The following is a 14,932-nucleotide window of genomic DNA, read 5'->3' on the forward strand; positions in this document are numbered from 1 at the left end:
GAACTCAGCCGTCGTCCGCCGGGGCCGCCGGGGCCCACTCGGCCCCCCGAGGCCGCCAGGGCCCCCGAGACCCTCAGGCCCCCCGGCCCCGCCGGGCCCCCGAGACCCGCCGGGCCCCCGAGACCCTCAGGGCCTCCGGCCCCGCCGGGTCCACGGGGCCCCGGGGTTCACTCGGTCCCCGGGTCCGCAGGGTTCCCCGGCCCCGCCGGGGGTGTGCGGTGGACGCTGCGGACCGCCTTGATGTCGGCGGAGACCGTGGGTTTCGGCAGGTGCGCGCTGAACTCGTCGAGCCGGCGTCGGACGCTGGTCGCGACGCCCTTGCCGAGGACGTAGCGCGTCGGGGTGACCGCCCGGGGCGCGGCGTCGAGGATCCGGTGGGCTTCGCGGCTGCGCAGGCCCGTGTGGGCGAGGACGAGATGCGTCAGGCGGTGCTCGCGCGCCGCCAGGGTCTCGCCGATCGCGGTCGCGGCCGCGAGGTCGACGTGGTTGTCCGCCGCGCCGAGCGTGCCCGCGGCCCGGACCCGGCCGAGGTCGAGCAGTGCGACGCCCGCACCGGCCGCCGCGGCGACGAGCCGGGCGGCGGCCTCGGGGCCGATGCCGTTGCTGGCCACGGAGAGCCGGGCGGTACGCCCGTACGGCGCGCGCTCCAGCGCGTCCGCGAGCAGCAGCGCCCCGGCGTCACCCAGCCGGGCCGCCGACGCGTACAGCTCGTCGACCGCTCCGGCGGCGAGCAGAGCGGCGAGCGGCGCGGCGCCGGAGCGGCCGAGCGGATTGCCGCCGACGAAGAGCCGTTCGATCCGGCGGCCGGAGGCGGCGGCCGCGAGCAGGGTCTCGGCGAGGACGGCGAGGCCCGCCGGGTCGAGGCCGGTCTGCACCAGGTCGAGGGTACGAAGGCCGGAGGCGGCGGCCACGAGATCGGCGGCCGCCCGGCCGCCGTCCGTCCCCAGCGGGTTGCGCTTGAGCCAGACCCCGCTGACGACGTGCTCGGAGGCGCGCAGGCCGTCGGCGATCCGGCAGGCGCCCCCCGCGGTGATGCCGTTGCAGCCCAGATAGAGCGTCTCGACCCCGGCGCCGACGGTCTTCTCGGCGACGTCCGCCGCGCCGTCGTCGCCGAGCCCGTCGGTCCCCAGGAGCAGATGCCGGACCCGCGCCGGGCCCGCGGCGTCGCCGAGGGCCTCGGCGATCAGCGCGGCGCCCGCGGGGCCGAGTGCCTGCTTGCACAGGTCGAGCCGGCCGTCGGGCATCGCGGTCCCGGCCGGGAAGTCGATCCGGCCGTCGGCGGCGCGGCCGCCGCGCAGCCAGGCGATCAGCGGACCGAGGTCGGCGACCGAACGGGGCAGGACGTGCGGCACCCCCGCGAAGGGGCCGCCGCCCTCGTCGCCCGCCGGCTTCTCCGGCGGCCCGGTCACCACTCCGCCTCCTGGTAGTCCTTGAGGAAGACGCCGGACACGGGCGCGCCGGCCTCTCCGCGCACGATCGGGTCGTAGACCCGGGCGGCCCCGTCCACGATGTCCAGCGGCGTACGGAACCCCTGGGCGGCGATACGGTTCTTCTTCGGCATCGGGTTCTCGTCGGTGATCCAGCCGGTGTCGACGCTGCACATGTGGACACCCTGGGCGGCGAGTTCGGGTCCGCTGGTGCGGGTCAGCATGTTGAGCGCGGCCTTGGCCATGTTCGTGTGCGGGTGCCCGGCGGTCTTGTTCCGTACGGCGAAGCGGCCCTCCACGGCGGTCACGTTGACGACGTACCGGTTCGGCCGCGGCGAGGCGAGCAGCAGCGGCAGGAGCCGGTCCACCAGCAGCGCGGGCGCGAGGGCGTTGACGAGCTGGGTCTCCAGGAGCTCCGCCGGGTCGAGCTCGCCGATCCTGGCCGACCAGGAGTTCACCGGGGCGTGGTCGGGCAGCAGGCCCGCCTCGTCGGCCTCCGCCAGGACCAGCGCCAGCGCGCCCCCGGCGGAGGGCGCCTCCAGGGCCCTCAACGGGGCGTAACCGGGGGCTGCCCAGGCACCGCCGGGGAGCGCCGCGGACTCGCCCGCGGCGAGCAGCGCGTACGACTCGGGCGGGCGGCGGACGGTCTGGGCGGCGTTGTTGACGAGGATGTCGAGCGGTTCGCCGGCCTCGTGGAGCCGCTCGCAGACCCCGAGGACCTGGCGCGGGTCGCGCAGGTCGACGGCGACGACGGTCAGCCGGTCGAGCCACGCGTCGCTCCCGGGGACGGCCTGGAACCGGCGGAGCGTGTCGTGCGGGAAGCGGGAGGTGACGAGGAGTTCGACGCCGTCCCTGAGCATCATCAGCGCCAGCTGGAAGCCGATCTTGACCCGGCCGCCGGTGAGCAGGGCACGGCGGCCGGTGAGGTCGGTCGAGAGGGCGCGACGGGCGGAGTTGTCGGCGGCGCACTCCGGACAGAGCGCGTGGTAGAACGCGTCGACCCGTTGGTAGCGCGACTTGCAGACGTAGCAGCGCCGGGGCCGGTGGAAGACCCCGCCGCCGCCCGCGTGCTCGCGGCCCAGCGGGGCGTCCTCGCGCCGGGCGACCGCGCCGGTCGCCGTGGCGGCCACGACCGTGGCGTCGGCCTCGCCACGGGCGTCGTTGCGGGCCTTGCGGCGCCGGGTGCGGCCGTCACGGGAGAAGGACTCGGCGACCTGCTCGGCGCGGAGCCGGACCGGATCGTCGACGGGCAGGGCGCGCAGCCTGCCGACCGTACGGTGGAAGGCGGCCAGCTCCTCGTCACCGATCGGCTGCTCGCCGCCGTTCGAGTCTCCGCCGGTCGACTCTGCCCCGCCGGTCGACTCCCCGTCGGCCCGCCGTTCCTCGCCGATCCGCCCCATGTCCGTTCCGCCCCGCCGTCGTCGTTCCCGTGGTCCCCGCCGGATTCGAACCGGCGTGTTCCCTCCGAGCAGGAGGGTGCGACTGCCTCTGCGCTACGGGACCGGGCTGCCCGGACGGTCGGAGTCGAACCGACGTGCCCGACTTGCCAAGTCGGTGCGCCTGCCTCTGCGCTACGTCCGGGCAGTGCGGTGATCATACCGGCGGCGCATCGGGAGCAGGTGGGCCCTCGGGCCGCCCCGCAGCCCCCGCCGGGCGCCGCGTAGAGTGGGCGCGGGCGCGGTGTGATCACGAGGAGTCTGTGTGACCGCGGTGAGTCTCGAACACGCCACCGTCCCCGCCGATACGGGCGAGGTGACCCTGCTGATAGCCCGCCGGGTGGAGCCCGGCTACGAAACCGCCTTCGAACAGTGGGCGAAGGGCATCCTCGACAGCGCGGCCGCCTTCCCCGGCCATCTCGGATACGGCCTCTTCCGCTCGTCCGGCGGCGACGCCCCGTGGTTCCTCGTCCACCGGTTCAGGGACGCGGAGGCCTGCCGGGCCTGGCAGGAGTCCCCGGAGCGTGCGGCGTGGTTCGCCGACTGCGAGGGGCACCACCACACCGAGGTCGCCCGCCGGAAACTGACCGGCATGGAGACCTGGTTCGCCAAGCCGGGCTCGACGCGGCCGGCGCCGCCGCGGTGGAAGATGGCGATCAGCGCGACCCTGGCGATCTATCCGATCTCCCTGCTCGGCAGCGTCCTCCTCGTACCCCGCCTGACCGCGCTGCCCCTCGTCCTCAGCAGCGCGGTCGTCGCCGCGGTCTTCAACGTCCTGATGACGTACGTGGCGATGCCGGCCGTGAGCAGGCTCCTGCGAGGCTGGCTCGGCCGGTAGCGTCACAGGCCCCGGGGCCGGGAGCCACGAGGAGGTCGCCGACCGGGACCGCGGTCCCGCAGCCCGTACAGCGGCCGTCCCCGGTGACCTGGGCGTCGTCGGCGGCGTGGTGGGATTAGGCTCGACGCACGATGAACAGGACTCCGCGGACGGGGGATGAGCGCCCCGTGGAACACCGGCCGGTGCGACGCGGGCAGGCGGAAGGCGTGCGGGCGGAAGCGGCGCCGGAGGACGGCCGGACGCCCGTGGAACCGCGGCCCTCCGAGCCCAAGGCCGACAAGGCGAGCGTGCGGCGGCACAACCTCAGCCTCGTCCTGCGGACCGTCCACGAGGCCGGCGAGACCACCCGCGCGGCCGTCGCGGCGCGCGTGGGCCTCACCCGTGCGGCCGTCTCCTCGCTGGTCGAACAGCTCCTGGAGCAGGGCTTCCTGGTCGAGTCGGGCAAGACCTTCAGCGGACAGGCAGGGCGGCCGGGCACGGTCCTGAAGGCCGCCGGTACCGGTCCGGCCGGACTCGGGGTCGAGATCAACGTCGACTACGTGTCCGTCTGCGTCGTCGACCTCGCGGGCGCCGACCGGGTGAGGGTCACCGAACCCCTCGACAACCGCGCCGCCGAGCCGGACGCGGTCCTCGCGCGCGCCGCCGGGATCGCGGCGGACGCCCTGCGGCACGCGGCGGAACGGGAGCTCCGTCCGGCGGGGGTACGGCTCGCCCTGCCGGGCCTCGTCTCGTCCGGCACCGTCCACCAGGCCCCGAACCTCGGCTGGAACCGTGTGGCGGCCGACCGGCTGTTCGGCGCCGCGCTCGCCGCGCTGCGGCCCGGACGTCCGGAGCTGCCGGTCGCCTCGGACAACGAGGCGAACGCCGCGGCGTCGGCCGAGCTGTGGTTCGGCGCGCTGGGCGACGTACGGAGCTTCCTGTACCTCACGGGTGAGATCGGCGTGGGCGGCGCGATCGTCGTGGGCGGCGAGCTGCTGCGCGGCGCGCACGGCTTCGCGGGAGAGATCGGCCACCTGCCCGTGGACGCGAACGGCCCTCTGTGCCGGTGCGGCTCACGGGGCTGCCTGGAGCAGTACGCGGGCCAGGCGGCGCTCCTGCGGTCGGCGGGGGCGGCCGATGTCGAGGAGCTGGCGCGCCGCGCCGACGCCGGGGAGCCACGGGCGGTGGCCGCCGTCGAGGAGGCGGGGCGGATGCTCGGGCTCGCGCTCTCCGGCGCGGTGAACCTGCTCGACCCCGAGGCCGTGGTGCTCGGCGGGATCTACCCGAGGCTGATGCCCCGGCTGGGCCCGTCCGTCGACGCCGAACTCGCCCGCCGGGTCGTCTCCGGCCTCTGGAAGCCGACGGCGGGCCGCCTCCGCGCCGCCTCCGCGGCGAGCCCGGCGGGCCGCCTGCGCACCGCCTCCGCCGCCAGCCCCGCGTCCCGCGGCGCGGCCGCGTTCGTCATCCGCCAGGTCCTGACGGACCCGCTCTCCTACACCACCTGAGCCCCCGCCACCCCGCCCCGTACACCACCTGACCCCCCGCCACCCCGCTCCGGCCGCCCCGCTCCGTACGCCACCTGAGCCCCCGCTCCCCACCCCCCCACCGCACCAACCCCGACCTACGACCGGCCCCCGCCAGCGGACACCCCACCGGCCCCCCGCCAGCGCACCCATCCCCCGCCACCCCCGCCGACGCGCCCACCGCGGCCCCGCCCCCCGCCACTCTCATCCCACTCTCACGCAGGCCTTATCCAGCCATCACCGCGCGCGCCTAGCTTCGCGCCCATGTTCTTCACCTACCTCCGGCGCGAGCTGCGCCGTCGCAGAAAGGCGGCGCTCGTCGTCGCCTCCGGGCTCGCGCTCGGTATCGCGTTGGTCATCGTCGTCAACTCCGTGGCCTCCGGGATGAAGCAGGCCCAGACCCAGGTCCTGGAGTCCCTCTACGGGCTCGGTACCGATCTGACCGTCACCAAGGCCCGCGAGGAGCCCGAGGCCGGTGGGCAGGTGCGGCGGCCGCGGTTCGAGTTCGACGCGAGCGAGGACGGCGAGGAGCAGAGCAGCGACCGGCTGATGGTCCAGGGGTTCCAGACCCTCGCCGCCTCCACCGTCACCACCGTCGGGAAGCAGGACGGCGTCGCCCAGGCCGTCGGCGGGCTCAGCCTCACCAACCTCAAGATCGACGGAGAGTTCAAGCGCGGCGAGATCCGGCAGGCGCAGCCCGCCCAGCCCGGCGGCCCGAGTGGCGGCGGGGGCGGCGGGGGACGCGTCGAAGGCGGAGGCGCCGCCTTCGACGTCAACTCCTTCACCCTCTACGGCACCGACGTCACCGCCCCCGACCTCGGCCCCCTCACCACCTCCAGCCTCACCAAGGGCCGTACCTTCAAGACCACCGAGACCGACGCCGCCGTCGTCGTGCTCGACAGCGCCTACGCCAAGCAGGAGGGCCTCGACGTCGGCAAGACGCTCACGGTCAAGGGCGTGAAGTTCGACGTCGTCGGCATTGCCACCGCCGACAGCGGCCAGGCCGCGGCCCAGGTCTATCTGCCGCTCAAGAAGGCCCAGACGCTCTCCGGCTCCAAGGACCAGATCACCACCGTCTATGTGAAGGCGACCGACTCGACGAAGATCGAGGCCGTCAAGGCCGCCATCCAGCAGAACGTCTCCGGCACCACGGTCACCACCTCCGCCGACCTCGCCGAGACCGTCTCCGGCTCCCTCGACACCGCCGCCGACCTCGCCACCAACGTGGGCAGGTGGCTCTCGTACGCCGTCCTCGTCGCCGCCGTCCTCGTCGCCGGTCTGCTCACCTCCTCCGCCGTCAGCCGCCGGGTCCGCGAGTTCGGGACCCTCAAGGCGCTCGGCTGGAAGAGCGGCCGGGTCACCCGGCAGGTCATGGGCGAGGCGCTCGTCAACGGCCTGATCGGAGGCGCGCTCGGCATCGCCGTGGGCCTCGGCGGCGCCTACCTCGTCACCGCCGTCAGTCCGACCCTCACCGCCGAGCTCGGCACGGGCGCGCTGACGGGCGGCGGCCCCGGCGGCGGCCGGATGCTCGGCGGCCCCGGCATGACCGCGGCCCGCGACGGGAGCGGGGCGGGCAGCACCCTCGACATCGCCCTCACCGCGCCCGTGAGCCTGACCACCGTCGGCCTCGCCGTCCTCCTCGCCCTCGGCGGCGGTCTCGTCGCGGGCGGCTTCGGCGCCTGGCGCGCCTCGCGCCTGCGCCCGGCGGACGCGCTGCGCCGCGTCGAGTAGCCGGTAGCCCGAACCCCTTTCACGTATCGCAGGAGTTGCACCATGTACGAACTCACAGGCGTCACCAAGCAGTACCGCAGGGGCCAGGAGAGAGTCGACGCGCTCGACGGGATCGACCTCACCATCCGGGAGGGCGACCGGCTCGTCATCCAGGGCCCCACCGGCGGCGGCAAGTCCACCCTGCTGCAGATGCTCGGCGGTCTCGACCGGCCCACGGCGGGGAGCGTGATGCTCGACGGTGTCGATCTGGCCAAGTTGCCGGAGAGCCGGCTGACCGCCGTACGCAGTCAGAACATCGGCTTCGTCTTCCAGTCCTTCAACCTCATCCCCACCCTCACCGCCCAGGAGAACGTGGAGACCGCACTCGTCCCGATGGGCCTCAAGGCGGGCGAGCGGCGCGGACTCGCGGCGGAGGCTCTGGAGGCCGTCGGTCTCGGCGAGCGCCGGGCGCACCTGCCGTCCGAGCTCTCCGGCGGACAGCAGCAGCGCGTCGCGATCGCCCGCGCCCTGGTGAAACGGCCCAAGGTGCTCCTCGCCGACGAGCCGACCGGCAACCTCGACGAGTCGATGCGCGACGAGATCGTCGAACTCCTCGAAGGTCTCTGGAAGGAGCACGGGCTGACGTTCGTGATGGTCACCCACGACTCCGCCATCGCCCGTCGCGCCCCGCGCCTGGCCACCATCCGCAAGGGCCGGATCACCATCAAGGAGAACCGCCTCGCCGACGCCGTGGAGGCCTGACCCGCACCTTCCGGCGCCCGAAACCTCCCCGGAACTGTCATGATGTGCGCCATCGCGCACAGTTGTGCGGCGAACAGTCGTACGTCACATGACCCGGGGGGGTTCGTGGGAACGATCGGGACCGCGCTGACCGAGCTGAAGTCGGCCCAGAAGTCCGCGAAGGGGGTCTCGCTCTACTCCCGGTTCGTCAACCGCCCGGTGGGGCGCGTCCTCGCGGCCGGCTCGTACGCCGCAGGGCTGACGCCCAACCAGGTCACCCTGGTCAGCGCCCTGTTCAGCTTCGCCGCCGTCGCCGCAGTGGCTCTCGGCGGCCCGTCCTGGACGCTCGGTCTGCTCGTCTGGCTCGGTCTCGCCGTCGGTTTCGCCTTCGACTCCGCGGACGGGCAGCTCGCGCGGCTGCGCGGCGGCGGCAGCCCGGCGGGGGAGTGGCTCGACCACGTCGTGGACTGCGCGAAGATCACCGCGCTGCACCTCGCGGTACTGATCACCTTCTACCGCCACCCCGAGCACTTCGGCACGACGACCGATGGCTGGCTGCTGGTCCCGCTCGGATTCCAACTCGCCGCCGTGGTCACCTTCTTCGGCGGACTGCTGACCGAGAAGCTGAAGCCCCGACCGGCGCCCGGCGCCCCCGCTCCGCAGCCCTCCACGCTGCGCGCGGTGGCCCTGCTCCCCGTCGACCACGGCGTCTTCTGCCTGGTCTTCCTGCTCCTCGGCGGCGGATCCGTGTTCCTCTGGGCCTACACCGCGCTCGGCGCCGCGAGCGCGGTGTTCCTCGTCGCCTTCCTCGCCAAGTGGTTCCGCGAGCTCAGCGCAGCCCCTCGCTGACGCCCCCGATCCCGCCCATTCCGGCGACACCGGGGCCCGGCTCGACCTCCTGCGTCAGGAGGTCGAGCGCCCGCCGGAGCTGCGTGCTGGACGTGTGCATCGTGTACGGGAAGTAGACGATCTCCACCCCCACCCCAGCGAAGTCCCGCTCCAGCCGGTCCCCCTTGGGCGTGCCGCGCCAGTCGTCGCCCTTGAACAGCACGTCGAACCGGACCTGCTTCCAGGTCTCCAGCTTGTCCGGCACCGTCTCCACGAAGGCCGCGTCGACGTACTTCACGTTGCGCACGATCTCCAGCCGCTCGACCAGCGGGATCACCGGCCGCCGTCCCTTGGCGAACTCCGCCATCTCGTCCGAGACCACGCCCGCCACCAGGTAGTCGCACTGACTGCGCGCGTGCCGGAGGATGTTGAGGTGCCCGATGTGAAAGAGGTCGTATGCTCCCGGCGCGTAACCGACGCGGTACGGCCTTCCTGCGGTCATGTGCGAATCCCCCCAGGTGCGTTCGCGCTCCCCAGCGCGAAGGAGTTTCCGACGATAGCGTGCACGTTCCGTTGAGAGTGGGTGAACGACTAGGGTGATGACCGGTTCACGTCGGGGGAGAGGGGCGGTCACGTGGGCGAAGTGACGGCGGGGGACAGCGGATCGGGCACGAAGGACGGTCGCGAGCACAGCGGCCCCGGGGTACCCGCAGCGCGCAGGCGTCTGCTGATGGTGTCGACCAACTACGCCCCGGAGCACGCCGGAATAGGCCCCTACGCGACCCAGATCGCCGAGCACTGGGCGGCCGACGGCCACGAGACCCACGTTCTCGCCGGCATGCCGCACTACCCCTCCTGGTCCCTGGACCCGGCCTACGCCAAGGCCTGGCGCCGCACCGAGGAGCGGGCCGGGGTCGTCGTCCACCGCAGACGCCACACCGTTCCTCCGCGCCAAACCGCGCTGAAGCGCGCCGCGTTCGAGGCGAGCGTGCTCCTCCATGGACTGCTCGCGCCGCCGTCCATGGCCCGGCCCCACGCCGTGCTCGCCCAGATGCCCAGCCTCGCGGGCGGCGTCATCGGCGCCCGCCTCGCGGCCCGTTGGCGCGTTCCGTACGTCCCCGTCGTGCAGGACCTGATGGGCGCCGCCGCCGCGCAGAGCGGCATCGCCGGCGGGGACCGCGCCGCCGCGCTCGCCGCACGGGCCGAGACGTACGCCCTGCGCCGCGCCACGCTCGTCGGCGTCATCCACGAGACCTTCGTCGACAAGGTCGCCGCCATGGGCGTCGACCGCGGCCGCATCCGGCTCGTTCCCAACTGGTCCCATGTGAACGGGCCTTCCACGCCGCGCGCCGAGACCCGGCGGCGGCTCGGCTGGGGCGAGGGCGAGACCGTCGTCCTGCACTCCGGCAACATGGGCCTCAAGCAAGGGCTCGAAGTCCTGGTCGAAGCCGCCCGGCGCGACCCGAAGACCAGGATCGTGCTCCTCGGCGACGGTAACCAGCGGGCCCGTCTTGAGGAGCTGGGCAGCGGCATCCCCAACCTGGAGTTCATGGCACCCGTCGGCGACGACGAGTTCCCCGACACCCTCGCCGCGGCGGACGTCCTCGCCGTCACCCAGCGGGCCTCGGTCCTCGACATGAGCGTGCCGTCCAAGCTGACCTCGTACTTCGCCGCCGGACGCCCCGTGGTCGCCTCCGTCGCCGCCGAGGGCGGCACCGCCCACGAAGTACTGCGCTCCGGCGCCGGAGTGCTCGTACCTCCGGAGGATCCCGACGCGCTGCTCGCCGAGATACGTAGACTCGGCGACGATCCTGCGGCCGCCGACGCCCTCGGCGCACAGGGGCCCCGCCACGTCGAGGCCCACCTGACCCGAGCGGCCGGGCTCGCCCGGATCGACGCACTGATCGAAGAGGCTCTGGGGGGTCCGAGCACGTGACACACTCGCACGTCACCGCGGTGGAGGACGACGAACCAGAGCTGCTGCGCGACCAGTTCCGCCAGCTCCTGCGCTACCGCGCGATCATCGGCGCCGGCATCGGGATCGGCCTGCTGGGCGGCGTCTGGTTCGGGATGTCCAACGCGGACACCTACGTGGCCACCAGCCAGGTCGTGCTCCGGGCCCCCGTCAACGACCCCTTCAACCCCAGCATCTCGCAGGACAAGACGCTCAACATGGGGTCCGAGCGGCAGACCGCGCTCAGCAGCAGCGTCGCCGGGCAGGCCGCGAAGAAGCTCGGCTGGACCGGCACCATCGGCAAGCTCCAGAAGGACCTCCAGGTCACCAACCCGCCCCAGAGCCAGGTCCTCCAGTTCACCTACACGGCCGACACGCCGCAGGCCGCCGCCGACCGGGCCAACGCGGTCACCTCGGCCTACCTCGACCTGCGCAAGAAGCAGTGGACCGACCTGCGGGCCACCCTGCTCGCAGGGCAGCAGAAACAGCTCGACGAGGTCGCCAAGAAGCACGACCAGAAGACCAAGGAACTCGACCGGATGCCCGACGGGGCAGCCCGCGACGCCGAGTACGGCGTCAAGACCAACCTGCTCAACCGCATCAACGAACTCGACGCCCGGATCAGCCAGCTCAAGTCGCTCGACATGTCGCCCGGCACCGTCATCCGCGTCGCCACCGCCCCCGGCTACTCCGACGGCCCCGGACTCCCCATGAGCCTCGGCCTCGGCGCCCTCGTCGGCGTGGCGCTCGGCCTGCTCGCCGCCTGGGTCCGGCTCGTCTTCGACCCCGCGCCGCGCTCCGCCGGCGACGTGGCCCGCGCGGTGCGCGCCCCCGTCCTCGGCACCCTGCCCCGCGGAGCCACCGACGTCCTCCTCGCCGACGACCACATCGACGCCCGGGTCGCCGAGGAGTACCGCTCCGTCGCCTTCCGGCTCGCCTACGACCAGCGCTTCGCCGACCGCCGACGGCTCCTCGTCGTCGCCCCGCGCGGCGACAACGAGGCCGCCGTCGCCGTCGCCTCCCACCTCGCGGCCTCCTTCGCCGAGACCGGCAAGGACGTCCTGCTCATCGAGGCCGACCTGCGCGCCCCGACCCTCGCCGGCCGGCTCCGCGCCCACGCCGCGGCAGCGCCCCGCTGGAGCAGCCCGGTGGAGGGCGAGGAGAGCGGCTGGCCCGGCCGGCGCCAGCTCTCCGTCGACGCGGGGGAGTCCGGCTCCTTCGGCCTGGTCCCGGGCGAGCGGGTACGGAACGTGGCGCGCGCCCTGACAGCCCCCCGGGTCTCCCGGCTGATCGCCGAGGCCGACTCGCCCAACTCCACCGTCGTCGTCCTCGCCCCGCCCGTCCTCAACTACGCGGACGCGCTCGCGCTCGTCGACCGCGTCGACGGCGTCCTCATCGTCTGCGACCCGCGCGGTGTGCACCGTACGGACCTCCAGCGCATCCGGGAGCTGATAGCGGGCGCGGGCGGCACCGTCCTCGGCGCCGTCGTCCACACCCCGGGCCGGCGCCGACGCGCCGCCAAGCAGCAGCAGACGGGCCGCCGGGGCACCGGTGTCGGGCGGGGCGGCCGGCCCGCCCCCGCACCGGAGCCCCCCGAGGCCGAGGAGTTCGCCGCCGAGCCCGAGCAGATCCTGCTGGGCGACGGCTCCGACACCGTCGCCCTGCGTTCGCTCCGCGCGGAGGACCTGCGGGCCGGCGACATCCGCGCGGGCGACCGTTGAGACGTGCCGTCACCGTCGCCGCCTCGGTCCTCGACCAGGCGGCGGCCAGTCTCACCAACATCGCCGTCCTGGTGATCGCGGCACGGGCCTCCACCGCGGACGGCTTCGCCGCCTTCTCCATGGTGTACATCGTCTTCACCGTGCTCCTCGGCCTGGGCGCGGCCTTCGTCGGGCAGAGCGTCGTCCTGGAGAAGGGCGAGGAGCACGAGACCGGCGCGGCGGTCCGGTCCGCCGTCACCTTCACCGCCGCCGCCTCCGCGGCCGCCGGGGCCCTGCTCCTGGCGGCCGGAGCCGCCGTCGGAGGCGCCACCGGCCTCGCCCTGCTCGCCCTCGGCGCGGTCCTCCCGGTCGTCCTCGTCCAGGACGGCCTGCGCTACGGCTTCTCCGCCCTGCGGCAGCCCCACCGTGCCCTCGCCGCCGACCTGCTCCGGCTCGCCTGCGCCGTACCGGCGCTGCTGCTCCAGCCGCACGGCAGCTCACCGGCCCGCCTCGTCCTCGTCTGGGGCCTGTCGGCGCTGCCCGCGGCCCTCCTCGGAATCGCCCTGCTGTACCCGTTCGTACGGAACAGGCCCGGGAGCGCCCGCCGTCAGCTGCGCAAGGACCACCTCGGCCGGCGCTTCGTCGTCGAGTTCGCCGTCGGCAGCGCCTCCAGCCAGCTCGCCGTGCTCGGACTCGGGCTCCTGGCGAGCCCCCTCGTCGTCGGGGCGCTGCGCGGCGCCACCACCCTCTTCGGCCCGCTCAACACGCTGTTCACCTCGGTCAACGCCTTCGGCCCGCCGCTGCTCGGCCGGGCCGGCAGCCGCCGGGCGACCGTCCGGGCCGCCACCGCGCTCGCCGCCGTCCTCGCCCTCGTCGCGCTCGGCTGGGCCGCCGTCCTGTACGCGCTCCCGGACCACGTCGGCCGCCGGCTCCTCGGCGCCACCTGGGAGTCCACCGCCGAGCTGCTGCCCGCCACCGGCAGCCAGTACGCGGTGATGGCCGCGGGCACCTGCGCCCTGGTGACCCTGCGCGTCCTCAGCCCGCGCGCCACGCTCTCCGTGCAGGTGGTCTTCTCCCTGCTCGCCGTCGTCCTGATGCTCGGCGGATACGCCCTCGGCGGCGCCGCCGGCGCGGCCTGGGGCCTTGCGGCCGGCTCCGCGCTCAAGGCCGTGGCCGCGTGGATCCGGGTGCGGCGCACTCGCCCCGAAGCCGCTGTCCCGAGCCCGGAGGATCAGCGCAGCGCCGCGCCCTTGTCCTGACGCCAGGTCATCACCAGGGCGACGCAGATCAGCGCGATCGCCACCCGGCCCGAGGCCTGGAGCAGCGGACCCCGCAGCAGGATGAAGGAGTACCCCGCCACCAGCGGCACCACCAGGGAGATCAGGCTGCCCGGCGGCGCCCTGCGGGTGCCCCGGCGGGCGAAGCGCCCGTCGACCCGGGCGGCCGCGTAGCCGAGCCCCATCATCCCGGCGCCCATGCCCACGGCCCCGAAGTCGATCCACAGCTCGGCCCAGACGGGCGAGGAGAGATTGGTGTTCACCGTCCCCATCCACTGGCCGACCATCACACCCGTGTCCCGCGGCTTGCCCGCCCACACCGAGCGCGGCACGGCGAAGAGCACGGACCCGGCCAGCTGACGGCCGTACCGGTGGCGGCTGCCCGAGTTCACCAGCGTGATGGTGTTGGCGAACATGCCCACCTGGTCGTAGTCCTTCAGCGCCAGGGGCTCCAGGACGGACGTCGTCTCGACGGGGCGGTAGTTCTTCTCGTCGTACCGGAAGCGGTCGGAGAACGGGAAGACGATCAGCGCCATCACCACGCCCAGGCTCAGCGCCGACCGGTACATCGCGGCGCTCACCGGGAAGACGGTGAACAGCAGGGAGAACATCACCGTCAGGAACCAGTACCGGGGGTTCGATATCGGGTTGTTCACCACACAGTTGAGCAGCACCAGGGCCAGGAAGACGGCGAGCACCATCGGCCGGCGCCTGGCCCGCCGCGAGGTGACCAGCCAGCGGCAGTACACGAGCAGCGCGAAGAGCGCCGGGACGGTGCCGAAGCCGCGCAGGAACGCCTGCCCGGCCTGAGAGTCGGCCTGCGAGACGCCCGCCTCCTCGATCCCCGCGATGATCTCCTGGCGGCTGGAGAAGAACACCGCCGGGCCGCCGAGCTTGACCACGAACAGGCCGCTGCACAGGAAGGCCAGCAGGACCAGGAGATACAGCCGCCGCCGGTGCACGAGCGCCGGCCGGGTCTCCGCCCGCCGGGAGGTGCCCGACCGTCCCCGGGCCAGCAGCGATCCCACGTCGAAGGCGGCGCAGCCGACCAGGACCAGGGCCACCGCCGTCGTCAGATCGGAGCGCGGACCCACCACCGGCGTCGGCACCCGGCCCAGGACGGCCTGCGCGAGCGGCGCCACCCCCATCGCCATGTAGACGAAGAGCCAGAACGAGCCCTGGAGCAGCTTGCGCCGGCTGGTGAGGATCATCGCCGACAGCCGGGCCCCGGCGTACATGGTCAGCGCGATCTGGAGGTAGTACGCGGCGTCGTGCACGCCCGCGCCGGGCTGGATCGCCACGAGCAGTGGCAGGAAGACCGTGAAGCCGAGCACGAGCGGGATCGACAGGGCCCGCGAGAGCAGCGTGCGCGGCTTCACCGCGGGGGCGAGCAGCAGTGGCGCCGGCGCGGCCGGCCCCGGGCGCGCGTCGGTATCCGCAGCGCGTACATCGGTCGTCATCCCGCCCCCTGGACTCCCCGGAGCCGCGGCCCCCTGGAGGTCGAAGTCCCCACCCCGGA

Annotated in this window: 12 protein-coding genes and 2 tRNA genes; 8 read left to right on the plus strand and 6 right to left on the minus strand. The window is 74.0% G+C overall.

All coding sequences use genetic code 11. The features are described from left to right. Positions 1–167 precede the first annotated feature (167 nt). From M5362_RS09640 to M5362_RS09655, 4 genes are all read right to left on the minus strand, one after another. On the minus strand, positions 168–1,409 hold the full coding sequence (locus tag M5362_RS09640) for a ribonuclease inhibitor (protein ID WP_260226960.1): 1,242 nt from the start codon (positions 1,407–1,409) through the stop codon (positions 168–170). Beyond that, a complete protein-coding gene (locus M5362_RS09645) occupies positions 1,406–2,827 on the minus strand; it encodes an SDR family NAD(P)-dependent oxidoreductase (protein ID WP_260226961.1) in 1,422 nt (473 codons plus the stop codon). Before M5362_RS09645 ends, M5362_RS09640 begins: the two co-directional genes overlap by 4 nt. A gap of 30 nt (positions 2,828–2,857) precedes the next feature. Further along, a tRNA-Ser gene (locus tag M5362_RS09650) sits at positions 2,858–2,930 on the minus strand. A gap of 6 nt (positions 2,931–2,936) precedes the next feature. After that, positions 2,937–3,008 (minus strand) — tRNA-Ala (locus M5362_RS09655). A gap of 120 nt (positions 3,009–3,128) precedes the next feature. Here M5362_RS09655 and M5362_RS09660 point away from each other — a divergent pair. The 5 genes from M5362_RS09660 (at position 3,129) to M5362_RS09680 (ending at position 8,503) form a co-directional block, all read left to right on the plus strand. Further along, positions 3,129–3,701: an antibiotic biosynthesis monooxygenase gene (locus tag M5362_RS09660; RefSeq protein ID WP_260226962.1), complete on the plus strand. Its 573-nt coding sequence runs from the start codon at positions 3,129–3,131 to the stop codon at positions 3,699–3,701. A 245-nt stretch (positions 3,702–3,946) separates the two neighbouring features. Further along, positions 3,947–5,185 carry an ROK family protein gene (locus tag M5362_RS09665; RefSeq protein WP_260226963.1) on the plus strand — a complete coding sequence of 413 codons (1,239 nt, stop codon included), beginning with the start codon at positions 3,947–3,949 and terminating at the stop codon, positions 5,183–5,185. 282 nt (positions 5,186–5,467) lie between these two features. After that, on the plus strand, positions 5,468–6,934 hold the full coding sequence (locus M5362_RS09670; protein WP_260226964.1) for an ABC transporter permease: 1,467 nt from the start codon (positions 5,468–5,470) through the stop codon (positions 6,932–6,934). A 42-nt stretch (positions 6,935–6,976) separates the two neighbouring features. Continuing rightward, positions 6,977–7,675, plus strand: coding sequence for an ABC transporter ATP-binding protein (locus M5362_RS09675; RefSeq protein ID WP_260226965.1), 699 nt, complete (start codon positions 6,977–6,979; stop codon positions 7,673–7,675). 105 nt (positions 7,676–7,780) lie between these two features. Beyond that, the gene (locus tag M5362_RS09680; protein ID WP_260226966.1) at positions 7,781–8,503 is read left to right on the plus strand and encodes a CDP-alcohol phosphatidyltransferase family protein; all 723 of its coding nucleotides are present in this window, start codon (positions 7,781–7,783) and stop codon (positions 8,501–8,503) included. Here the strand turns inward: M5362_RS09680 and M5362_RS09685 are convergent. Continuing rightward, positions 8,484–8,984, minus strand: coding sequence for an adenylyltransferase/cytidyltransferase family protein (locus tag M5362_RS09685; protein ID WP_260226967.1), 501 nt, complete (start codon positions 8,982–8,984; stop codon positions 8,484–8,486). The two genes, M5362_RS09680 and M5362_RS09685, sit on opposite strands and share 20 nt — an antisense overlap. 228 nt (positions 8,985–9,212) lie before the next feature. Here M5362_RS09685 and M5362_RS09690 point away from each other — a divergent pair, with 228 nt between their 5' ends. Genes M5362_RS09690 through M5362_RS09700 form a run of 3 tightly spaced genes read left to right on the plus strand, consistent with a single transcriptional unit; the run spans position 9,213 to position 13,395 of the window. Then, the gene (locus M5362_RS09690) at positions 9,213–10,418 is read left to right on the plus strand and encodes a glycosyltransferase family 4 protein (RefSeq protein WP_260227167.1); all 1,206 of its coding nucleotides are present in this window, start codon (positions 9,213–9,215) and stop codon (positions 10,416–10,418) included. Next, complete coding sequence (locus M5362_RS09695; RefSeq protein ID WP_260226968.1) at positions 10,415–12,157, plus strand: polysaccharide biosynthesis tyrosine autokinase; 1,743 nt, start codon at positions 10,415–10,417, stop codon at positions 12,155–12,157. Before M5362_RS09690 ends, M5362_RS09695 begins: the two co-directional genes overlap by 4 nt. Beyond that, positions 12,154–13,395 (plus strand): hypothetical protein, encoded by a 1,242-nt coding sequence (locus M5362_RS09700; RefSeq protein ID WP_260226969.1) that lies wholly within the window; start codon positions 12,154–12,156, stop codon positions 13,393–13,395. The genes M5362_RS09695 and M5362_RS09700 overlap by 4 nt, the downstream gene beginning before the upstream one ends. Here the strand turns inward: M5362_RS09700 and M5362_RS09705 are convergent. Beyond that, a complete protein-coding gene (locus M5362_RS09705; RefSeq protein ID WP_260226970.1) occupies positions 13,368–14,873 on the minus strand; it encodes a hypothetical protein in 1,506 nt (501 codons plus the stop codon). The genes M5362_RS09700 and M5362_RS09705 overlap by 28 nt on opposite strands. Between the last annotated feature and the right edge of the window lie 59 nt (positions 14,874–14,932).

Source organism: Streptomyces sp. Je 1-79, assembly GCF_025195125.1.
GTDB lineage: Bacteria > Actinomycetota > Actinomycetes > Streptomycetales > Streptomycetaceae > Streptomyces.